Here is a 19263-nt window from a genome sequence, read left to right as displayed (position 1 = left end):
TTTACTTCGCATGGGGCGGAAAAAGGCACTGACCGCTTCTATGCATGGCCAGATGCTCTCTCCCGCCTAAGAAAAGGGGGTTTTGTCGGTTTTTTAATTGATGTATATATAAGTAAAACGATACCGACAACGCCAATGATTCTGGTTCTTCTCATTTATCGCTCTTTACCTTTTTATATAAATCCATTTTAATTTTTCGACCTCTAAATCCCTGCTATGCAGAATAAAGAGTAACCTACACTCGTTTGCTCTTTCTGTTTTTACTTCGCATGGGGCGGAAAAAGGCACTGACCGCTTCTATGCATGGCCAGATGCTCTCTCCCGCCTAAGAAAAGGGGGTTTTGTCGGTTTTTTATGAAAGAATTACAAAATAGTTTCTACTTCTTATTTATCATTACGATGTTCGTCATTCAATTTTTTAATATCAGAAATTAAACGCACCATCTCTTCTTTCCCATCTGGATATGTCTCATTCCAGTGTTTTACAAGCGCCGGCATTGTCTTGGCAATATAAGAATACAACGCCCATTTTTGCACTTGCTCTTTTCGTTCCTCATTGCTCTCCCCTAATAGCAATTCTGTATACTTCTCAAGCAATCCATCAAACTGCTCATTAAACTTGTCACTCATCGCTCTTTCCTCCTTCACTAGGCAATGCAATAGATAATAAAAAAGTGTACCATGAATACACCTTCCTTACCTAATTTATCCATACAAAAAAGCAGCGAAAATCGCTGCTTTTCCCTATAATTTCGAACGAACAGAATTTAATTTTTTCTCCATCGTGCTTTCTTTATCTCGGCGATCATCAATACGAATTGTTGTCGCTACACGCTTTGCACCTTTTGTATATGGCACTTCATGCATTTGTTGAATGACTTCAAGTAATACAGGAAGGTCTCCTTCAATTACTGTGTTCATCGGTGTTAATTGATACTTCACGCGATCAGCGTTTTTCTCTAGCACCTTTTGTACTTCTGCTACATACTCACTTACGCTTGGATTACCTGTTCCAACTGGAATAATCGATACATCAACAATTGCCATGATTGTTTCCCTCCTATAACAATACGTGTTCAAAAAGGAGGATAAAGAGAGCCGAACAGTTCGAGGCGCAGCGGCCAGGAGGATACGGAATGTAGCTGACACTACATGAGTACCGGACTGGCGATGCAACGAAGAAATGTGACAGCTATCTTTACCGGACTTTTTGAACTTCCTCTATAAATTCATTACCTATTGTACCGAAATAAACGTCATTTTACTAATAATATCAAGCCAATTTTCTTATTCTTCTACTTTAAATTGCTCTACTAATTTTTCTAAACCTTTCATTTCCTCGCTCAATTCTTTCATCGTATCTGATACCTTTTCTAAATGTACAACCTGCGATTCAGTTGCTGCATTTACCTCTTCAGAAACTGCCACACTCTCTTGACTCGTTCCTGCGATTGTTTGCATAATTCCTGTAATCTCTTCTTGCTCATGCCCTATATTACTTACTTCTACTACAATCTTTTCAACGGAAGTAATAATTGTATTTACTACTGACATAATCGTACGGAATTCTGTTTCTGCTTCTGTCGTAACCTGATCCTGCACATCAGTAATGCCCTTCAATTTACTTACAACCTCTAAAACGCGCGAGACTTCTGATTGCACCTCTCCAGTCATAGTAGTAATTTCTTCTGTTGCTTCTTTTGATTGCTCTGCTAATTTCCGTACCTCTTCTGCAACAACTGCAAATCCTTTTCCTTGTTCTCCTGCACGCGCTGCTTCAATAGATGCATTTAAAGCAAGTAAATTTGTTTGATCCGAAATACCTTTAATAAGCGCTACAACACTTTGAATAGATTGGACCCGATGTTCTAGCTTGCTCGATGCTTCCTCTGTATTCGTCACAATGGAAGATGATTCTCCTCTTGTACGAACTAAATGCTGCATCGTATTTAGCCCTTGCTTTGATGCTTCTTCTGCCTTACTTGTTACCTCTTTAATTGCTCCAACCGATTCATTCATCTGCCCCACCGAATGAGTCATATTTTCAAGCTGTACTGAAACTTCTTCCACACTATTTGCAAGCGTTGATGCTCCGCCTGTTACATCTTCCATTGCTCCCGAAACTTCCTTACTAGCAGCAACAGTTTCATTGGTTAAATAATGTAGATTATGAGTAGATTGCTGAACCGTTGTCACATTATGCTTAATCCTGCCGACCATTTCATTCATTTGGTCAATCATGTGATTAAAATGAGTCGTGAGCGTACCAACCTCATCTTTACTCGTCACTTTCATTTGCAACGTTAAATCGCCCTTTGCTACCTTTTGGACATGTTCCGTCAATAATTGTAACGGTCTTGCCAATCTTCTTGAGAAAAAATATGATACGACTATTGCAATCAATAGACTTGCACAAGCCATTCCAATTACTGCATTACGTGTCTCTATTAGCACACTATCAATCGCTTCTTTTGGGTATACAATCCCTATCTTCCACTTCATCCTATCAAATGGTTGACTATAAACGACTACATCTTTACCTTTTAATGTAGACACAGCAAATTTCGTTGTATCTTTCTTTATGCTCTGTATAAGCGGTTCTTTTGAAACATCTTTCCCCACTTTTTCCGGATATGCAATTGCAATGTTTTTATCATTTACAATAAACATTTCTCCGTTGTAACTATATTGAATATTATGTAGTAGCTTCTGAATTGTTCCTAGCGATACATCCATTGCTACAACCCCTAATACAGAACCATCTCCAGCAACAATGGCCTTTGAAACCCCAACGCTTAACTTTCCTGTTGCAATTTCATATTGCGGTTGTCCCCAATGAATAGACTTTGTATCTGCTTCAGCCTCTTTATACCAAGGCCTAGAAGTCGGATCATATCCTTCTGGTACTTTTCCTCCCTCAGCAATATTTGCACTCAATGTTTTCTTATCTTTCGTCCCAATATATAAATCTAAAATATCAGGATGATTCTTTTTAAACTGTAAAAATTCTTTTAATATAACGTTCTCTTTTTCTGGCGTAACCCCATCCTGTAACGTCCCTTGAATCAAATCACTGCTCCCATAATGTCCTATATCTTCTTCAATTCCTCGTATAAATGCCGTGAGTTGTTCTGTCACAAGTTCCATCGTGTTTTGAGAATATTGATTAAGGGTACGTGTTTCTCTCTCTTTCTGCACTTGATATACAACTGTACCGAGTATTGCAAAAATCATCGTAATAAGCACCGAAAACACTACTGCAATTTTCAAACGTAAACTTCTTAGCATCTCTCCTCAAGCATCCCCTTCTTAATGAAATTAAATTGCATTAATCACTATATTAAGTATAATGGATAAAATTAAAACCTCAATCCTATATAATTTAAAAATTTATTTATATATATTTCACCGCATCTCTTAATTTCTGTATAAAAAGAAGTTTACCCTAGCAACACTTGTATAAATACGAATAGTTCTTTATTCTTAAGATAGAATCTAATTTGTTCGGGAGGAGTTATGTTACAAAAATTCGGTTTCTCACAATATGAAAGCCAGGCGTATGAAGTCCTAGTCTCAAGCAATGAGCCCTTAGATGCAACAACAATTGTAAAACACTCAGGAGTCCCAAAGGCAAAAATATATGAGGTATTGGCACGCCTCATCGATAAAGGAATGGTCATGGATTCCGTATCAGAAAAGAAAAAGCTATATACCGCTTTACCATTAGACCTAGCGATTCAAAAATTAACGACAGAATTTCAATCTCATATTAAAGAACTTCAAACCAATATCTCCAAAAAATCCTTCACAGATGATCGTGTTTGGAGTTTAAAAATGCAGGCTTCTATTCAAGTACAAAGCAGGAAAATGGTAGAAGACGCTACACAATCTATCCGCATTTCCGCTTGGAATGATACATTTTTAGAGTATCTTCCCTTACTAGAAAAAAAGGCAGAGCAAGGCATCGATATTGAGGCGCTTGTAGTTGGAAATGTGGAAACAAAACTATCAAACGTTCACTTCCTTATTCCAACTGACGAACCTAACGCATTAGAACGTTACATACTGCTTATCGTTGATGATCATGAAATTTTATTTGCCGGGGTAGAGCAAGAATCTTGGCAGGCAATGAAAACTATGTCTCAGCCATTCGTAAAATTCTTTACAGAGTTCTTCTATCATGATGTGGCACTTGCAAAAATTACAGAGAAGCATCATGATCTCTTTATGAATGATGAGGAAATTCGGAGCATTTTAATGAAATTGAGGTATTAAAAATACAACTTTATTTGTTTATAAGAAAAGAGAAAGCACTCAAATATTTGAGTGCTTTCTCTTTTCTTATGCTTTTGTTAATTCAACCTTATGTAATTCGTTTTTTGGATGATTGCTATTTGTGAATACAGAACCTTCAGGACATATTTTGTTTCTTTATCTCATTTAACAGCTCAATGATTTTTTCATTTTGCTTAACTTGTTTCTCAGAATTCAAATAGATAAAACGAACCCATCTTAATCCAAAAATAATAAAAAAAAAGGGTAAGATTACTGCCAAAAAACCAAGCATCGAACTTATAAAACTTATAACCATAACAATACACCAACCTTTCCCTATATACATACAAATTGAAAAAACGACATAAAAATCCCTTTCTTTTTAGGTGGCCGAGAGCATCTGGCCATGCATAGAAGCGGTCAGGGTCTTTTCCTACTACATGCAAGGGGAAAAACAAAGGGAGAATACGAGTGCAGGTCATGTTTTATTCTGCATAGCAGCGACTTATATGTTAAAAAATGAAAATAGATTTATATAATACCCTTCAATATCAAACTGGTAATCCCTTCAACTTTTAACTCACAAAAAAAGAACCTATCAAACGATAGATTCTTTCTTTACTGACTGAGTAGATTGTCCTCTCGTAATCGAGAAGATTGTACAAAGTAATGCCAAAATAACAAAACCCCCACCTACCCAAGCATTATATATGATAGATGATTGTTCAATCACAGCTCCGCCTACTGTGGAGCCAGGCGCATGATGCGCCCGCTTTTTAATTCCTTAAGACTGCGTTTCTTTTTTCTTATTTAAATACCAATAAACAGGAAGGCCTGTAAATACGATTCCAATTGATAAGAAACAACTTAGCGGATCATTAATAATCGCACTTCCAAGTACGAATAGTGATCCTAGAATCGCTAAAATTGGTACAACTGGGAATAATGGCACGCTGTACGCACGCTCTTTCCCTTCATTACGTTTTCGTAAAATAAAGACACCGATAAATGTCATCACATAGAAAATATAAATGATAAATACGGAAATCTCAGATAGCTTATTTGGATCACTAATAATCATTAAAATAATCCCTAATATAATTTCAAAAGTAATTGCATTTGCAGGTGTTTTAAATTTCTCATGTGCTTTTGCAATAAACTTAGAAAACGGAAGTTGTCCACGTTCCGCCATCGACATTGGAATACGCGGGAATGTTAAAATCTTTCCGTTTAAACATCCAAAAATAGAAATAATAATACCGATACTAATGATTTTCCCGCCATGTTCCCCAAGTAACATCCCAGCTGCTGTCGCTGTCGCATTTTCTCCAAGATTTACAATCTTCGCCGCTGGTAATACTTTTAGTAGCGCTAGGTTAATTAATACATAAGCAGCTGTTACAATTAGAATTCCTACTGTCATCGCCTTTGGTAATAACTTTGTTGGGTTCTTCATTTCACCGCCGATAGAAGCGAGTAAAATCCAACCATCATAAGCAAATAAAGTCGCTAAAATTGCCATCCCAATGCTTTGATTTTCTGATAATGGTACAACTACATTAAAAATATCACTATTCCCTTTCCAAAAACCTAACACAACAATTAATATGATTGGAATCATCTTCCCAACTGTTGTAATCGTTTGGACAATGCCCCCATATTTCGTTCCCATGCTATTTACAACACCAAGGAATACAACTGTTCCAATTGCGATTGGTAAACTCCATACTTTATCTAAATAGAAAAAGTTAATCATTAAAGAGCTAAAATACAAACCTAATGTTCCAATAATAGCTGGGCCATATACAATTGTTTGCATCCACCCAGATAAATACCCCCAAAAACCCCCATAAATCTCCTCTAAATACGTATACAATCCACCATTCTTCGGAATTTGCGCTCCAATTTCAGCTACAGTTAAACCGCTAGCTAATGTTAATAATCCCCCTACTACCCAAGCGAGAATGGCCATATTAGAGCTTCCTGCATAATCTAATACGCTCCCTGGTTTCATAAATACACCAGATCCAATAATAGTCCCTACAACGATGGATAGTGCTACTGTTAAACCAATTTTGTTTTTCTCATCATGATGCATGCTATATATCCTCCTTCCAATTCTAGTGTGATACAAAAATAAAATAAAAAAACACTCCTCCCTAAAAAAGGGACGAGTGTTGTATTCGTGGTTCCACCCTTGTTTCATCAGCAAAGTAACACACTTCACCAATTTCTCAAGTCTAGATAACGGTTTTTGCCGGCAAGCAATTACTAGATATTCATTCACTGCTGCAGTTCAGAGGTGGTAATCCATTTTTTCGTATTAGGAAGCTCACAGCCAAAGGCTTCCCTCTCTGAGAATCGTAAAAAATTGATCATGTCCTCATCATCACTTCTTGATGTCGAATTTTGTAGTTATTTTTCATTATATTGAATTTTTCCAAAAAATCAATATTATTTTTTATATAACATACAAAAATATTTCCTCTTATATTATAACAGGAGAACTACTATTTTTCAGATTACCTTAAAATGGTACAATATACATATAAAGGAGGCATTGATATGATTCCAGTTATCTGTATTACAGCAACAATCCTATCTTTCATCTTTGCCATCATATTTCGACATAAGTATCCCGGTTATAGCATTTTAGCTGTCTTTATTGTTCCTGCCGCATCCTTTTATACGTTAGGAAAATTCCAATACACGGAAGTATTCATTGGATTTGCAATTGCATTCAGTGTCTTCACCTACATACTAACAATGAAAAGAATTTCAACAAATCAATAAAACGCCGCTCAAATGAGCGGCGTTTTTCTATGCATTTTGTAATTGTCCTTGTTCACGGTCCATTACTTTTCTAAGCACGATTGTTTGCGTCATTGTAAATATGTTACCTGTAATCCAGTACAGAACAAGTCCTGATGGTGCCGCAAATCCCATAAATAAAATCATTGCTGGCATCATGATCTGCTGCACTTTCAGCATTTGAACTTGCTCCCCAGATGTCATATTTGACTGTATAACCTTCATTTGAATAAATGTTGTTAACGCTGCAAGAACCGGTAATATATGATATGGATCTGCATGTCCTAAGTTCACCCATAAAAATGAAGATGTACGAATCTCTTCAGTTCGGCTAATCGCGTAATACAATGCTGAGAAAATCGGCATTTGTATAAAGATTGGCCAGCACCCAGCAAGTGGATTCCAACCGCCTGATTTCATTAGTTCTGACATTTCTTTTTGATACTGTTTTTGTTTTTCAATATCTTTACTCACATCACCATATTTTTTCTTTAGCTTCTGGAGTTCAGGTTGCATTTTTTTCATTTTCATTTGACCGCGATATTGCGCAACAGCCAATGGAATCATTGCTGAACGAACAACGAGCGTAATGATAATGATTGCAATCCCGAAGCTTCCTCCAGGTATATGATGAGCAACGAATTGAAGCATACATGAAATTGGATACACAAAATAGTGATTCCAAACACCAGTACTATTTGCATCAATTGTTCCCGCATTGCTACAACCAGATAAAACAAAAACAAGTAATAATGATAAACTAACGAGCACAGCTCGGTATGATTTTAACATGTTCATTCCTCCAATGTTTCGTAATTAGTTAGCGAAACATTGGTATATATGGACCCACCTCGTCACTCTCACCGCTCGATTCTTGCCTGCGAACTGAACGAGCCATTCCATATTTATAGAAAATAGAAAAGAGCGGGATATTACCAAGACTCTCTTCGCATGTATCAACAAGCGTGAAAGCTTTTTGTCTACCACATGATGCTTGCTGCCTTACAAAGCGAGAAACACTAGTGAGAAAAAAGACTTCTAATAAACAAAGCGCTGTCGTTACAACAGATATATATAGAATTGCATCTTGCAATAAAAATTCCATCGCTTCACATCCTTAATAAAGTCATTTTAGCACATTCAACAAACATTCTCTATTTCCTTTTATTTTCAAAAAAGGATTTTGCATATTTTCTCAAAAAAACAATAAAGAAAATCGGTGTATTCGCTTTCTTTAGTATATTCACACACATAACTGAATAGGCTTAATTTTTTAGGAATTTACAAAATTTTCTTATTATAATAAAACTGTTGCCAGCTTTTGAAAAAAGCATTATTCTCTTCTTGTAATCAAAAATAAATATGGAGATGAAACATACTATGGGTCAATTAGGAGACGCCGATTACGTTCCCGACACCGCCTTTTTATCCTTCCCAGCAGCTAGAACATTTCATTTAGAATTTATAATACAGTTGATTGTTATTTTTGTAGCTTCCATTTTGTATGCTATTTCAATGAATATGTTTTTTATTCCGCATAATATGATTAGCGGTGGTTTCGCTGGTGTAGGGATGATTATCGGTTATTTAATGCACTATAATATCGGTGCACTTATCTTTTTATTAAACATCCCGCTTCTTATTCTAAGTCATTTTTACTTAGGGAAGAAGACAACCTTTTTAACAGCGTACTTCGTGGCAGTATCATCTGTAGCCATGAACATTATCCCGGTACATCAAGTTTCAAGTGACATTTTACTTTCATCTGTATTCGGTGGCGTCATTTGTGGTGCAGCCTCAGGAATTATATTCCGATTTGCTTCTTCAACAGGTGGTTTTGATGTTGTTGGATTGATTGTAGCGAAATATAAAGACATTTCGATTGGTGCTATTATTTTTGTCTTCAACTTAATCTTACTTGTTGTCGCTGGCTTTATTTTCGGATGGGATATTACACTGTACACATTAATTAGCCGTTTCGTTGTCAGCAAAGTAATTGATGCTGTACATACAAAACACATTAAATTAACGATAATGACAATTACAGAAAAAGGCGAGGAAATTAAAAGCGCACTACTGCATTACGGCATACGTGGTGTAACAATGGTAGACGCTGTCGGCGGCTATACCAACCATAAGAAAAAAATGATTTACACTGTCGTAACTCGTTACGAATTAGGAGAAATAAAGCGTATCATTCGTCATGTAGACAATCATGCGTTTATGAATATTACAGAAACCGTTGAAATCGTTGGACGTTTCAAACGTATATAAGAAAGCGCAAGGAATCCTGATTCCTTGCGCTTTTTATTTTTTACACTTATTACAAAATCAGATAATTCTATTATTACTCCTTGAAATATGTTATAATACAATAAGACTTACAAAAAAATGTATAGACTTGGGAGTTTCTCTTACTTTTATAAGCAAAAAGAAACGAGAAGTCGGGTATATTTCAAGCACAAGTTTACGTAATAACTAGTATTATCACATCTTACAAGAAACGTTTTAAAAAGGCCGATCATCTTAGTTATTCTTCACAACTCTTTTATAGAAAAAATACGTACAACTAACATTCACTTCTATATACTATACCTATCTTTTTGACTTCCAAATCATCTTATTACATAAGGAGATGAACATATGAATCAATATATACGGTACACTATAGCTGCTTTGTTTGCGATTATCGGCGGCGCAATTTGCTTCTGGACAAACAATCAGCTTGGAGAACACATTATTTTTAATGGAATCGAATCTATTGTAAGCGCTTCAATATTAGGCGGATACATTTACTTCCTCTTTAACCCAGAAGAAAACGCTCAAAAAACAATGCTATTAACAATGATCGGAATCGTTGGAGGATGTATTTCCTACTCAATGACAAACTATACATTACCACTTCAATTAAGCTCAGCTGTCTTCCATGGTCTTTGGACTTGGTTTATCGCATTTTGCTTAGCAGATGTATTTAACCTATTACAAGATCCTAGAGAGGAAAACGGTCACCACATTGAAAGTAACTCTTAATAAAAACGAGGCTGGAAGATACATCTTCCAGCCTCATTTTTCAATATATCGGCGCTACAAAATCCGCCATCTCATTACACACTCGGAATCTGAAGCCACACATGCGCCCCGCCGCACATTGAACTATTTTCCGCAAATATTTTTCCGCCATGCTTCTCCACAATTGTCTTCGCAATATATAATCCAAGGCCTGAATGTTCTTTACTACTTGAGCGAGATGTATCTTCCTGATAAAAGCGCTGAAATACCTTTTGCATATCTCCAGATTGAAAGCCGCTTCCTGAATCGTACACATGAAACTGCAATGCATCGTGCTGTATACATACCTTTACTAACATCTTACCTGCCCTTGGTGTAAAACGAACACCATTCATAACGATGTTGTCCATTACTTGACTGATTCTCTCTTGATCAAATACGAATGTCTGTCTATCATCATCCGTTTCAAGCATAACCTTCCATTCTATCCCTTTCTTTTTGACAACATACTCATACTCTTCTATCTTCTTACGAAAAAAGCTCTCCAAGTTTACTTCGCTTAAAAATAACTGAAACGAAAAACTCTCGAGCTCATTCACCATATTGAATTCTTGTAGCAGCTTCGCCATTCGATTTGTATTCCGTTCAATTGTCTGCAAATAACGCTGCAACAACTCTTCATTTTTCCATAGACCGCTCTGCAGTCCTTCTGTATGTCCTTGGACAATTGTTAGTGGTGTTTTCAAATCGTGAGAAATTGCTCTGACGTATTCTCTCCGTTCTTCTTCTAGTTCCCATTGGCGTGATAAGCTATTAGCTAATGCAGCGCGCATATTTTCAAATGAATGAACTAATTCACCGATTTCGTTATTTGCTTTGTATTCTAAGCTAAAGTCAAGGTCATGTGCTTGAATTCGCTTAGAGGCTTCTGAAAGTTCAGCAAGTGGTTTTCCGATTCTTTTCCCCATTCGATTCGAAATCATATACGCTAAAATTGTAATATAAATAAAAGGAGTACTAAAAAATAGAAGAATCGGAAGATAATCAATAAGAGAATTGGTTGAAACAGCCAAACGATAATGCAAGCCGACTGCTCCTTGTAAATTTCCATCTTTATCGACTAGCGGAATATAGGTTGTAATCTCACTATTATCATTTTTTGCATAAATATTTGTATTAATAACATTCACAAGTGGATTCTGCTTCGTTATAACCTCTTTTGTATATGTACCATAACGGATTTCTCCTTGCTTATCTACAACCTGATATTGAATACCCTTCATAGGAATAACTTTTTCAAACTCTTCTTTTTCGCCCATATTTAATAAAACTTCTTCTTTTTTCTTAATATATTCTTCAATGGCAGGGATTTGATTCTGATAGTAATTTGCAGGAAACACTTTCTCTTTCCCATCACTTTGTAACCAATACCAACCACCGATTGCCGTTAAAATAGTCAATATTAGGCTTCCAATCAAAATAATTAAGAAACCAACAACTAATTGTTGTTTAATCCGTAGTTTCTCCATCACGCCTGTACGCTCCACTTATACCCAATTCCCCACACAGTTTGGATATACGTATGCTCCCGGTCATACATACTAAGCTTTGTCCGAATTTTCTTCATATGTTCAACAACAGTAGATACATCGCTTTCGCTATCGTAACCCCAAATCCTCTCAAAGAGCTGTTCTTTCGTTAACACTTGACCGGAATGTAGCGCGAGCATTTTTACAACTTCAAATTCCTTCTTTGTAAAATGAATCATTTGATTTCCTGCTGTTACCTCATAACTCTGTAAATCAATTACGATGTTGCCATAACGAAGAACTCGCTTTTCCTCGCTTAAATCAGTGGCACGACGCAAGTTTGCAATAATCCTTGCCTTTAATTCCTTTAAGCTAAACGGCTTATTAATATAATCATCTCCGCCAATCATCAACCCTTCAATGCGTGATTGCTCCCTGCTATCGGCGCTTATAAATAGAATGGGACAAGTTTGTCTCTCCCTAATTTTTTCGCATACTTCAAATCCATTCATATCTGGAAGCATTACATCAAGCAAAACTAAACTCACATTGTCATCTAGTTGGCGCAGTGCTTCTTTCCCATCTAAAGCCGTTCGCACGCAATACCCTTCCATAGCTAGACTATCTGTAATAAACGTTAAAATATCTTCTTCATCATCAACAACTAAAATCGTCTCTGCCATGGTCATTCTCCCCTTCATTCATACAAATCTTTTGTTCGCCACGTTATAAAACTGAGTAACATACAAACTACTAAAATTGTACCATTCATAAGGTAGAATATGGAATCTCCATTACTTAATATACGGATTGCTTCTTGACCTGCTGATAAGAAATATGAAAAACTGTTATGAATATATAGTGCTCCAAAAAACAGGCCAATTGTCCCAAAGAAAGATAGCACCACGTTTGGCATCCATAAGCTTACGAAACTCGCTAATAATAAAATTGCTGCTGTAATAAGTACGAAAACCCCGTAAAATTTCAAAGTATATAAAAAAGCTTCCGCTGCATTATATTTGATATCTTGATGTAAAAACGTTGTATATTCAGCTGTAGGAATGTATAACTTGCCATATATATACCCGAAGATAAACGTAAGAAACAAAAATGCAATTGCCAGGATAAACTGAGTTAGCCATTTTGCTACAAGCAGCTTAGCTCTCTCAATTGGTCTTATACAAACAAGACGATATGCTCCCGATGACCGCTCACCATTAAAACTATCAATAAATAAAATCGGGAAAACTAATAATGCTAAAATGAAATATATTTCTTTCGCTAACACCACTTGAAAATTCAACTGACTTAAAGGTGCCGCCGCTCCTTCACGGCTATAAATTGCTAATTTCCCGTAATCAAGGAAAACGGCGTCTCCTATAAGAAACAATGTAAAAACAAGAAACATTACCTTTGTTTTTTTCCGTGAAAAAATCCTTTCAAACTCACTTATTATTAACTGTTTCATTTCAATCACCTCACACAAAATGATCTTTCTTTCCTAACACATAAAACGTAATAAAATTAGAAATAGCGATATAAATACTTAATACCCCTAAAAAAAGGTAAATAAAATTCCCTTTTCCTATAAGTGATAATGCAATCCCCTGATACTGTAAATTTACGACCGATGAATAACGTACGAATACTACCTGACTATCAGGTACAAATCTCTGCATAACTTCTGGAATTCCAAAAGAAAGTATAATAAACCCGATACCAAATGCAATTGCACTTGTTGTTGATTTACTAAGTGCTGTAAGCATCATAAAGATGCTAATTACACAAGCTATCATGACATAGGCCATCCCGTAATATTTCAGCGTATAGAAAAAGACTTCCATCCCGCTCTCTGTTGGCTGTTCATAATAAAAGAGGAAAATATTTGGATTAAAATCAAAACATAAATAACCAATTACATAGCTGCAGATGAAATACACGAGGAAAAACAAAGCCATCATCATGAGCATCGTAATCATTTTCCCAAATAAAATTTGCCGATACGTATAGGCCCGCTGCAATACCATCCGCATTTGCCCGCTATGATATTCATGAGAAATCATAAGAGCCATCGTAACAAGTACAATAAGATTGCATGCACTAATGAGCATTTCCGCTAAACCCATAACGGGGAATGTATTGGCATACGTATAATCTACAGCTGCTTTTGCGACAACTTGATTATGCCTCACATAATACTTTGCTGAAGCAAACAACATAATCGGTATCATCGCAAAACAAATCCAAGTCACCTTCTTCTCCCAAAGTCGCTCCCATTCAGAGCGCACTAACATCATCATGAGCTCATCATCTCCACAAAGATATCTTCTAGCTCCTTACTATCCCCTTTTAGTTCCTCTGTCGTTCCGCGCCAAATGAGTGCCCCTTCCCGAATCATCACCCATGAATCACACATCAGCTCTAATTCACGAATTAAATGACTTGAGATGAAGAAAGTAATGCCTTTATTACGCTGTAAATCGAGTACGATTTTTCGAAGCTGTTTAATCCCTACTGGATCTAATCCGTTTGAAGGCTCATCTAAAATAATAAAATTTGGATCCCCAAGAAGCGCCTGCGCAATTCCTAATCGTTGTTTCATTCCTAATGAATACGTGCCCACCTTATCATCCGCACGATTTTCTAATCCAACGATTTTTAACACTTGCTCAACTTTTTTCTCTAAATTCTCTCCCCCGCAGTTCATCGTAATTCTTCCTAAGTTTCGCAAATTTTTCCGTCCAGGCATGTAAGGAAAGAATATCGGCGCCTCCACAATCGCTCCAACATACTGAAGTGCCTCTTCACGATTTTTTTGCACACTCACACCGTTAATTAAAACTTCTCCTTTATCTGGTTTAATAAGTCCCATAATCGTCCGAATTAATGTCGTTTTCCCAGAACCATTTGGCCCAACAAAACCGCAAATTTCATTTTTATAAACAGAAAAGGACATATGATTTAACAAGCTTCTCCCCTTCACCCTTTTCGTTACATCTTTTACTTCTAACACCGCTGTTTTCATCCTTATCGCCTCCTTGCCTTTAGAATAGGAGGTAAAAATAAACAATTTATAAACAAATAAAAAGAAGCTGCATTTTTATAGCTTCTTTCTCACCATTCACTGTATAAAACTATAATCCGAGCAGCTTCTCTCCAAATTGAACAATAAATAAGATAATTAATACAATCGCTAACAACTTCAATGCTACATACGTCACTTTACAAAAAACGTAAATAAGCAAAAGTAGTAAGATAAGCATTAAAATTTCCATATGTACTGCCTCCAAAATTTTCTCTTCTTCCTACTAGGAAGTGTTTTCATTCTACTCTTTCTCTATCATTCGTGAAGCTAAATAAGATTATATATATCCATTTTGATTTTCCAACATATAGGTCACGACTATGAAGAGCAAAATGAGATCTACACTCATTTTCTCCCTTTGTTTTCGCTTAGCATGGGGCAGGAAAAGGATCTGACCGCTTCTATGCATGGCCGGATTCTCTCTCCCACCTAAAAAGGAAGGTTTTATGTCGATTTTTCAATTTGTGCTTATATAGAAAAGAGGATATCTCACTTAACGTAAGATATCCTCTTTCCCATTACTAGCTTACTAGTTTCTCTTGTAAAAGCTGAAGCCATTCTCGTTCTAATTGTAAGCAGCCGATTCCACTCTTTTCAGCATTCTTTAACTCTTTTTCTGCTTTTTTCATATATGTATGAAAGGACTCCGTATCCTTCTCTAAATATTTTAAGATTGCATGTGTACGGTAATACCCATGCAAATCCAATTTTGTGATAGCTTGGGCATGCTGCTTCATCTCATGTAAAGACACATCATCCATATCATATAGCACCTTATATAACATGTACCAACTATGAAAACTACCAACAAAATATTTATTTGCTTTCGTAACAGGGGTTTGTAAAACTCGTTCTAAGTAAGCTATGCCTTTTTCCATTCCTTCTCTATCACATTTGGAATAAAACACGAGCATAAGATCACTCATGGTTTCTCTTACATCTTCATTACTCTTTATGTTTTCTTTACTTATTTCTACTATCTCATTATCCCAATCTTTCGGTCTTTTTGAACTCAATAGCTCGCTGGATACTTGAATGCTATGTAAATGCTGGTGAGCCTTCTCATCACCTTTAACTAAAATCAAAAATTGATACCCATCACTAGGCATGATTCCCTTCATTGGAATTGCCGTAGCCAAAAAGATTACAAAATGTAATATAGAAAAATACAAAAGAGATTGGTAATAGCTCACCATGTATATATAACCCGACAACAAGCCGCAAGCCAAACTTGTTATCGGCCCACCTAAAGTCATCCATGCCCACTTTTTCGAAAGGTTTAGTGTATAAAATGAAGGCGGTAATAACATGGCAATACCTCCAAAATATCCCCACATTTTATTTTCTCTTATTCGTATCTTTCCCTCTTCTTTTTGGATGGTAATCGGTCCTGCTGTCATGAATTTAAATTGTAAGCCATTTAACAAACCAAATACCACATGCCCTAATTCATGAATAGCAAACACCAGTACTAAAATAACCAGTAGTCCCCACAATTCCATAACCGCTTGCATTTTTCCTGGCCTAATCCACCCATATATAACTGAACAAACAAAAGCAATTACTATAGAAAAAGCTGGCCTTCTCAAAATACCCACCGCTTTTCTCCCCTCGCTTATCGTGTGTTAATAAATCATTTTTTTATGCATTTCATACATGTATTTTCCGATATGCAAGACCCAAACAAATGAAATCATACCAATTAAGAAGAAATCTGCTTCACTTACAATTGTATAACCGATTGACAAGATCCATGCCCATGCAAGCACAATATTTGTAAACTGATATGCCTTGTAACCCGCTTCATGAACGATATGCTTTTGTCCTTCATCTGCATTTCTCGCCCACATCTCCATAGATTGTGAATATGTAACGCGCTGTTCTGGATACAACTCGTTATAGCGGTTCTTCATAATAAAACCAATCCATATTACAAGAATCAAGCATACAATTGACACAACAAAGTTTACAATTTCAAATAAAGAAGGTGTCCCTGCTACAAATGATCGATAATACATAATTGCAGCACAAATTGCCCAAGACCATACAATCACTTCACTTACACGTAAATAAATGAGCATAGACCCTAGTCTACGTCCCTGTTCATTTTCCTCTTCATCACGTAACTTTGTTAATGTCCACATGTTTTTCCCAAACCAAACTAGAGCAACTGCGCAGCATATAAACAGCACAATTACTTTGGTATAGGAATCATCTCCTTCTGAACCAACACCAACATAATGAGCGAATACATATCCGATGATTAGACCAATTAACATAGATCCCAATAATTTAGCAATAGACATCATCATATGTTTTAGCCTATTTTCCATCTTCCTCTTCCCCCTCCACTAACATAAATATCTCCTCTACAGGCACCCCGAAAATATGTGCAATTTTTAGCGACAACACAATCGACGGCGCATAATCCCCACGCTCAATTAAGCTAATTGTTTGCCTTGATGAATCAATCGCCTTCCCTAAATCACCTTGTGACATTCGATGCTTTGCTCGAAATTCTCTCACTCGATTTTGAAGCTTCATACCCAACCTCTTTTTCGTTTATTTAGTTAAAATTGTAAATAATATCCTCTCAATTGTCAATTATAATTGTCATTTTGACATTAATAATTGACAATTAAATAATACATTTTTATTAAAATGTTCTATCCAGCTTTCCGCAACAAAAACAGGAACGTATTATATTATAGTCACTGGTTACAAAATCGTAGGTAAAATAAAAGCAAGTTGGAAAATACAATAAAGTATTTGAGCAAAAAATAAAAGGCAGTGCTCATAGCACTGCCTCTTCTGATTTTTGACATAGAATGGATTCCATATTAATTTGCATTTTGTACAAATACCTGTTTTAATTGTTTCCGGAAACGAACGCCTAGCGTAATTGCTACAATAGCAATCACTCCAAAGATGATTTTTCCGATGTTCTGCTCCAGTGCCCAAAAGATATTATCCAAGTTTCCACCTAACCAGTAGCCACCGATTAAGAAGAACGATACCCAGAACAATGCACCTGCATAAATCGTTATCGCAAAGCGACGAAACGGTAAATTAATAATCCCTGCAAAATATCCAGTGAAATGACGTACGCCAGGGATAAAGAAGGCGATAAAGATAAGAAAATATCCATACTTATCAAACCACATTCTCGTTAAATCAATTTTTCTTTGTTTCAAAAACACATATTTTCCATATTTTTGCACAAAGGGCATACCAAGCTTATTTCCTACAAAGTATTGAATTGTCATTCCAACACTTGTCCCAATGAATGATAGGATAATTAAGAATGGTAAATGTAATTCTCCTATCTGTGCTAAATACCCCGCATAAGCTAATGTTGGCTCTCCTGGAAACGGAAGAGCAATATATTCTAACAGCAATCCGATAAGGACAACATAATAGCCATATTGTTGAAATAACTCATGAATCCATTCCATGTCATCTCTCCTTTCCTCTTCTCTTGACAGCATCAATCACGTACGAACTGTTACTATTATTGTATAAAAAAATTGTCGAAATAACTATCACAATAACTTACATTTATATTACATTTTTGTAAGGTAGCTACTTAAATTAACACTTTTTTTATTCATCTATATAAATTTAGCATCCAAACCCAAACATTGGATTCATGAAACATAAAAATTTATAGTGTTCTAAATAAAAAACCACTGTGAAAAATGAGAACAAAAAAATAGACAACTCTAATTCCTTCATACAATCTATCACCATACGCTTTCATCTGTTTCTCAAATGAATAAAAATTCTTCCTATTTCCAAAAAATGTTCTTTATAAAAAACCACATTAAACTCATATTAACTTCATATTAGCTTCATATACATGGTGTAAGATTATATCGGAATTTGTTGAAAAGTATAACAAGTGAATTTCCTTTATATTAAATTGAATAAATATAAAGTGAAAATTTAATCAGTGGGAGTCTTCATCCCCCACTAATTATTAGCCCGCAATTAGCGGAATAGATTGTTTTTCCAAAATGCACAAAGGGAGAATAAAAATGGAAGCGTATAACATGCACAATTTTATTAATACAAACATTGAATCTCATCAGGATGAAACAATTTTCAACTTACATATATGTGAAGCAAATGAATTTGATGTAAGTTTAACGAAATCAACAACATTATCCTTTATCGTTACACAAAAAAACATAAAGATCGTCACAAAAAAGTGGATTAACTCTAACCAGGAAAGTATGATCGGTAAAAGCTATATCATTCCAACTCAAGCATTTCACTATCTTCTACCTATCATTTCTGAAAATGAAAATGAGATGATTGTGCAAATACAAAGCTTTGGAACAAATGGGGAACTTTTGCTAAATGAAAGATTACTCATTGATAAAAATAACAGGAACAATAACGCTAAAATTACTACTTTTTTTGAGAGCTTAAACGAAAATATACATCAGACATTACGTAGATTCCAAATCTATTGCATGTAATCGTTTTATAAAGTAAAAGTTTCATAAGGTGAAAATTTAATCAGCGGGATTTTTTCATCTCCCACTGATT

22 protein-coding genes, 2 pseudogenes and 1 other annotated feature are annotated in these 19263 nt (G+C 35.8%); of the genes and pseudogenes, 6 read left to right on the top strand and 18 right to left on the bottom strand.

Annotation, left to right across the window (positions count from 1 at the left end; genetic code table 11):
• Positions 1-192 (top strand): annotated as a pseudogene (locus ACIQ7L_RS15950) (hypothetical protein); the annotation flags it as partial.
• A gap of 192 nt (positions 193-384) precedes the next feature.
• On the opposite strand, the gene ACIQ7L_RS15945 reads toward ACIQ7L_RS15950, so the two are convergent.
• From ACIQ7L_RS15945 to ACIQ7L_RS28175, 3 genes are all read right to left on the bottom strand, one after another.
• Positions 385-630 carry a YusU family protein gene (locus ACIQ7L_RS15945; RefSeq protein ID WP_097899866.1) on the bottom strand — a complete coding sequence of 82 codons (246 nt, stop codon included), beginning with the start codon at positions 628-630 and terminating at the stop codon, positions 385-387.
• 114 nt (positions 631-744) lie between these two features.
• On the bottom strand, positions 745-1047 hold the full coding sequence (locus tag ACIQ7L_RS15940; protein ID WP_001018864.1) for an MTH1187 family thiamine-binding protein: 303 nt from the start codon (positions 1045-1047) through the stop codon (positions 745-747).
• A 240-nt stretch (positions 1048-1287) separates the two neighbouring features.
• Positions 1288-3288: a methyl-accepting chemotaxis protein gene (locus ACIQ7L_RS28175; protein ID WP_483861806.1), complete on the bottom strand. Its 2001-nt coding sequence runs from the start codon at positions 3286-3288 to the stop codon at positions 1288-1290.
• Positions 3289-3516: 228 nt separating this feature from the next.
• On the opposite strand from ACIQ7L_RS28175, the gene ACIQ7L_RS15925 reads away from it, so the two are divergent.
• A complete protein-coding gene (locus ACIQ7L_RS15925) occupies positions 3517-4275 on the top strand; it encodes a TrmB family transcriptional regulator (RefSeq protein ID WP_400570498.1) in 759 nt (252 codons plus the stop codon).
• A 136-nt stretch (positions 4276-4411) separates the two neighbouring features.
• On the opposite strand, the gene ACIQ7L_RS15920 is transcribed toward ACIQ7L_RS15925, so the two are convergent.
• From ACIQ7L_RS15920 to ACIQ7L_RS15910, 3 genes and pseudogenes are all read right to left on the bottom strand, one after another.
• A complete protein-coding gene (locus ACIQ7L_RS15920) occupies positions 4412-4591 on the bottom strand; it encodes a hypothetical protein (RefSeq protein WP_400570497.1) in 180 nt (59 codons plus the stop codon).
• Positions 4592-4873: 282 nt separating this feature from the next.
• A pseudogene (locus ACIQ7L_RS15915) lies at positions 4874-5035 on the bottom strand (MFS transporter); the annotation flags it as partial.
• A gap of 24 nt (positions 5036-5059) precedes the next feature.
• Positions 5060-6373, bottom strand: coding sequence for an APC family permease (locus tag ACIQ7L_RS15910; protein ID WP_400570496.1), 1314 nt, complete (start codon positions 6371-6373; stop codon positions 5060-5062).
• Positions 6374-6438: 65 nt separating this feature from the next.
• Positions 6439-6674, bottom strand: a binding site (T-box leader).
• A 166-nt stretch (positions 6675-6840) separates the two neighbouring features.
• Between ACIQ7L_RS15910 and ACIQ7L_RS15905 the strand changes: the two genes are divergently transcribed.
• Entirely contained in the window at positions 6841-7068 is a 228-nt protein-coding gene (locus ACIQ7L_RS15905) for a hypothetical protein (protein WP_400570495.1), read from the top strand.
• 27 nt (positions 7069-7095) lie between these two features.
• Here ACIQ7L_RS15905 and ACIQ7L_RS15900 read toward each other — a convergent pair whose 3' ends face one another.
• Both ACIQ7L_RS15900 and ACIQ7L_RS15895 read right to left on the bottom strand, forming a co-directional pair.
• A complete protein-coding gene (locus tag ACIQ7L_RS15900; protein ID WP_400570494.1) occupies positions 7096-7878 on the bottom strand; it encodes a membrane protein insertase YidC in 783 nt (260 codons plus the stop codon).
• Positions 7879-7906: 28 nt separating this feature from the next.
• Complete coding sequence (locus tag ACIQ7L_RS15895; protein WP_335359354.1) at positions 7907-8191, bottom strand: hypothetical protein; 285 nt, start codon at positions 8189-8191, stop codon at positions 7907-7909.
• Between the two features lie 275 nt (positions 8192-8466).
• Here ACIQ7L_RS15895 and ACIQ7L_RS15890 point away from each other — a divergent pair, with 275 nt between their 5' ends.
• Together ACIQ7L_RS15890 and ACIQ7L_RS15885 are read left to right on the top strand one after the other, a co-directional pair.
• Positions 8467-9360, top strand: a complete 894-nt coding sequence (locus ACIQ7L_RS15890) for a YitT family protein (RefSeq protein WP_400570493.1) — start codon at positions 8467-8469, stop codon at positions 9358-9360.
• A 369-nt stretch (positions 9361-9729) separates the two neighbouring features.
• Positions 9730-10116 (top strand): DUF3938 domain-containing protein, encoded by a 387-nt coding sequence (locus ACIQ7L_RS15885; protein WP_400570492.1) that lies wholly within the window; start codon positions 9730-9732, stop codon positions 10114-10116.
• Between the two features lie 74 nt (positions 10117-10190).
• Here the strand turns inward: ACIQ7L_RS15885 and ACIQ7L_RS15880 are convergent, their stop codons facing one another.
• The 10 genes from ACIQ7L_RS15880 to ACIQ7L_RS15835 all read right to left on the bottom strand — a co-directional run bounded on the left by ACIQ7L_RS15880 (position 10191) and on the right by ACIQ7L_RS15835 (position 18164).
• The gene (locus ACIQ7L_RS15880) at positions 10191-11624 is read right to left on the bottom strand and encodes a sensor histidine kinase (protein ID WP_400570593.1); all 1434 of its coding nucleotides are present in this window, start codon (positions 11622-11624) and stop codon (positions 10191-10193) included.
• Positions 11624-12307 carry a response regulator transcription factor gene (locus ACIQ7L_RS15875; protein WP_400570491.1) on the bottom strand — a complete coding sequence of 228 codons (684 nt, stop codon included), beginning with the start codon at positions 12305-12307 and terminating at the stop codon, positions 11624-11626. Before ACIQ7L_RS15875 ends, ACIQ7L_RS15880 begins: the two co-directional genes overlap by 1 nt.
• A gap of 14 nt (positions 12308-12321) precedes the next feature.
• Positions 12322-13092 (bottom strand): ABC transporter permease, encoded by a 771-nt coding sequence (locus ACIQ7L_RS15870; RefSeq protein WP_400570490.1) that lies wholly within the window; start codon positions 13090-13092, stop codon positions 12322-12324.
• Between the two features lie 10 nt (positions 13093-13102).
• Positions 13103-13924 (bottom strand): ABC transporter permease, encoded by an 822-nt coding sequence (locus tag ACIQ7L_RS15865; protein ID WP_400570489.1) that lies wholly within the window; start codon positions 13922-13924, stop codon positions 13103-13105.
• A complete protein-coding gene (locus tag ACIQ7L_RS15860; protein WP_400570488.1) occupies positions 13921-14649 on the bottom strand; it encodes an ABC transporter ATP-binding protein in 729 nt (242 codons plus the stop codon). Before ACIQ7L_RS15860 ends, ACIQ7L_RS15865 begins: the two co-directional genes overlap by 4 nt.
• A 109-nt stretch (positions 14650-14758) precedes the next feature.
• On the bottom strand, positions 14759-14899 hold the full coding sequence (locus tag ACIQ7L_RS15855; RefSeq protein ID WP_400570487.1) for a DUF3985 family protein: 141 nt from the start codon (positions 14897-14899) through the stop codon (positions 14759-14761).
• Between the two features lie 331 nt (positions 14900-15230).
• On the bottom strand, positions 15231-16307 hold the full coding sequence (locus tag ACIQ7L_RS15850; protein WP_400570486.1) for a M50 family metallopeptidase: 1077 nt from the start codon (positions 16305-16307) through the stop codon (positions 15231-15233).
• A 27-nt stretch (positions 16308-16334) separates the two neighbouring features.
• Positions 16335-17042, bottom strand: a complete 708-nt coding sequence (locus ACIQ7L_RS15845) for a DUF3169 family protein (protein WP_400570485.1) — start codon at positions 17040-17042, stop codon at positions 16335-16337.
• Positions 17032-17253: a helix-turn-helix transcriptional regulator gene (locus ACIQ7L_RS15840; protein ID WP_400570484.1), complete on the bottom strand. Its 222-nt coding sequence runs from the start codon at positions 17251-17253 to the stop codon at positions 17032-17034. The genes ACIQ7L_RS15845 and ACIQ7L_RS15840 overlap by 11 nt, the downstream gene beginning before the upstream one ends.
• Positions 17254-17549: 296 nt before the next feature.
• Positions 17550-18164: a DedA family protein gene (locus ACIQ7L_RS15835; protein ID WP_400570483.1), complete on the bottom strand. Its 615-nt coding sequence runs from the start codon at positions 18162-18164 to the stop codon at positions 17550-17552.
• Between the two features lie 582 nt (positions 18165-18746).
• Between ACIQ7L_RS15835 and ACIQ7L_RS15830 the strand changes: the two genes are divergently transcribed.
• Positions 18747-19193 (top strand): DUF3978 family protein, encoded by a 447-nt coding sequence (locus ACIQ7L_RS15830; protein WP_400570482.1) that lies wholly within the window; start codon positions 18747-18749, stop codon positions 19191-19193.
• Positions 19194-19263 lie beyond the last annotated feature (70 nt).

Source organism: Bacillus sp. NPDC094106, from assembly GCF_044764345.1.
Taxonomy (GTDB): Bacteria; Bacillota; Bacilli; order Bacillales; family Bacillaceae_G; genus Bacillus_A.
Note: the sequence above shows the minus strand (reverse complement) of the source record. Positions and strands in the feature narration are given on the sequence as shown.

Coding starts and splice junctions, on each gene's coding strand:
- ACIQ7L_RS15905 (WP_400570495.1), top strand. CDS start 6,841: ATGATTCCAGTTATCTGTATTACAGCAACAATCCTATCTTTCATCTTT.
- ACIQ7L_RS15845 (WP_400570485.1), bottom strand. CDS start 17,042: ATGGAAAATAGGCTAAAACATATGATGATGTCTATTGCTAAATTATTG.
- ACIQ7L_RS15835 (WP_400570483.1), bottom strand. CDS start 18,164: ATGGAATGGATTCATGAGTTATTTCAACAATATGGCTATTATGTTGTC.
- ACIQ7L_RS28175 (WP_483861806.1), bottom strand. CDS start 3,288: ATGCTAAGAAGTTTACGTTTGAAAATTGCAGTAGTGTTTTCGGTGCTT.
- ACIQ7L_RS15880 (WP_400570593.1), bottom strand. CDS start 11,624: ATGGAGAAACTACGGATTAAACAACAATTAGTTGTTGGTTTCTTAATT.
- ACIQ7L_RS15920 (WP_400570497.1), bottom strand. CDS start 4,591: ATGGTTATAAGTTTTATAAGTTCGATGCTTGGTTTTTTGGCAGTAATC.
- ACIQ7L_RS15830 (WP_400570482.1), top strand. CDS start 18,747: ATGGAAGCGTATAACATGCACAATTTTATTAATACAAACATTGAATCT.
- ACIQ7L_RS15875 (WP_400570491.1), bottom strand. CDS start 12,307: ATGGCAGAGACGATTTTAGTTGTTGATGATGAAGAAGATATTTTAACG.
- ACIQ7L_RS15870 (WP_400570490.1), bottom strand. CDS start 13,092: ATGAAACAGTTAATAATAAGTGAGTTTGAAAGGATTTTTTCACGGAAA.
- ACIQ7L_RS15900 (WP_400570494.1), bottom strand. CDS start 7,878: ATGTTAAAATCATACCGAGCTGTGCTCGTTAGTTTATCATTATTACTT.
- ACIQ7L_RS15885 (WP_400570492.1), top strand. CDS start 9,730: ATGAATCAATATATACGGTACACTATAGCTGCTTTGTTTGCGATTATC.
- ACIQ7L_RS15860 (WP_400570488.1), bottom strand. CDS start 14,649: ATGAAAACAGCGGTGTTAGAAGTAAAAGATGTAACGAAAAGGGTGAAG.
- ACIQ7L_RS15925 (WP_400570498.1), top strand. CDS start 3,517: ATGTTACAAAAATTCGGTTTCTCACAATATGAAAGCCAGGCGTATGAA.
- ACIQ7L_RS15865 (WP_400570489.1), bottom strand. CDS start 13,924: ATGATGATGTTAGTGCGCTCTGAATGGGAGCGACTTTGGGAGAAGAAG.
- ACIQ7L_RS15895 (WP_335359354.1), bottom strand. CDS start 8,191: ATGGAATTTTTATTGCAAGATGCAATTCTATATATATCTGTTGTAACG.
- ACIQ7L_RS15945 (WP_097899866.1), bottom strand. CDS start 630: ATGAGTGACAAGTTTAATGAGCAGTTTGATGGATTGCTTGAGAAGTAT.
- ACIQ7L_RS15910 (WP_400570496.1), bottom strand. CDS start 6,373: ATGCATCATGATGAGAAAAACAAAATTGGTTTAACAGTAGCACTATCC.
- ACIQ7L_RS15940 (WP_001018864.1), bottom strand. CDS start 1,047: ATGGCAATTGTTGATGTATCGATTATTCCAGTTGGAACAGGTAATCCA.
- ACIQ7L_RS15840 (WP_400570484.1), bottom strand. CDS start 17,253: ATGAAGCTTCAAAATCGAGTGAGAGAATTTCGAGCAAAGCATCGAATG.
- ACIQ7L_RS15890 (WP_400570493.1), top strand. CDS start 8,467: ATGGGTCAATTAGGAGACGCCGATTACGTTCCCGACACCGCCTTTTTA.
- ACIQ7L_RS15855 (WP_400570487.1), bottom strand. CDS start 14,899: ATGGAAATTTTAATGCTTATCTTACTACTTTTGCTTATTTACGTTTTT.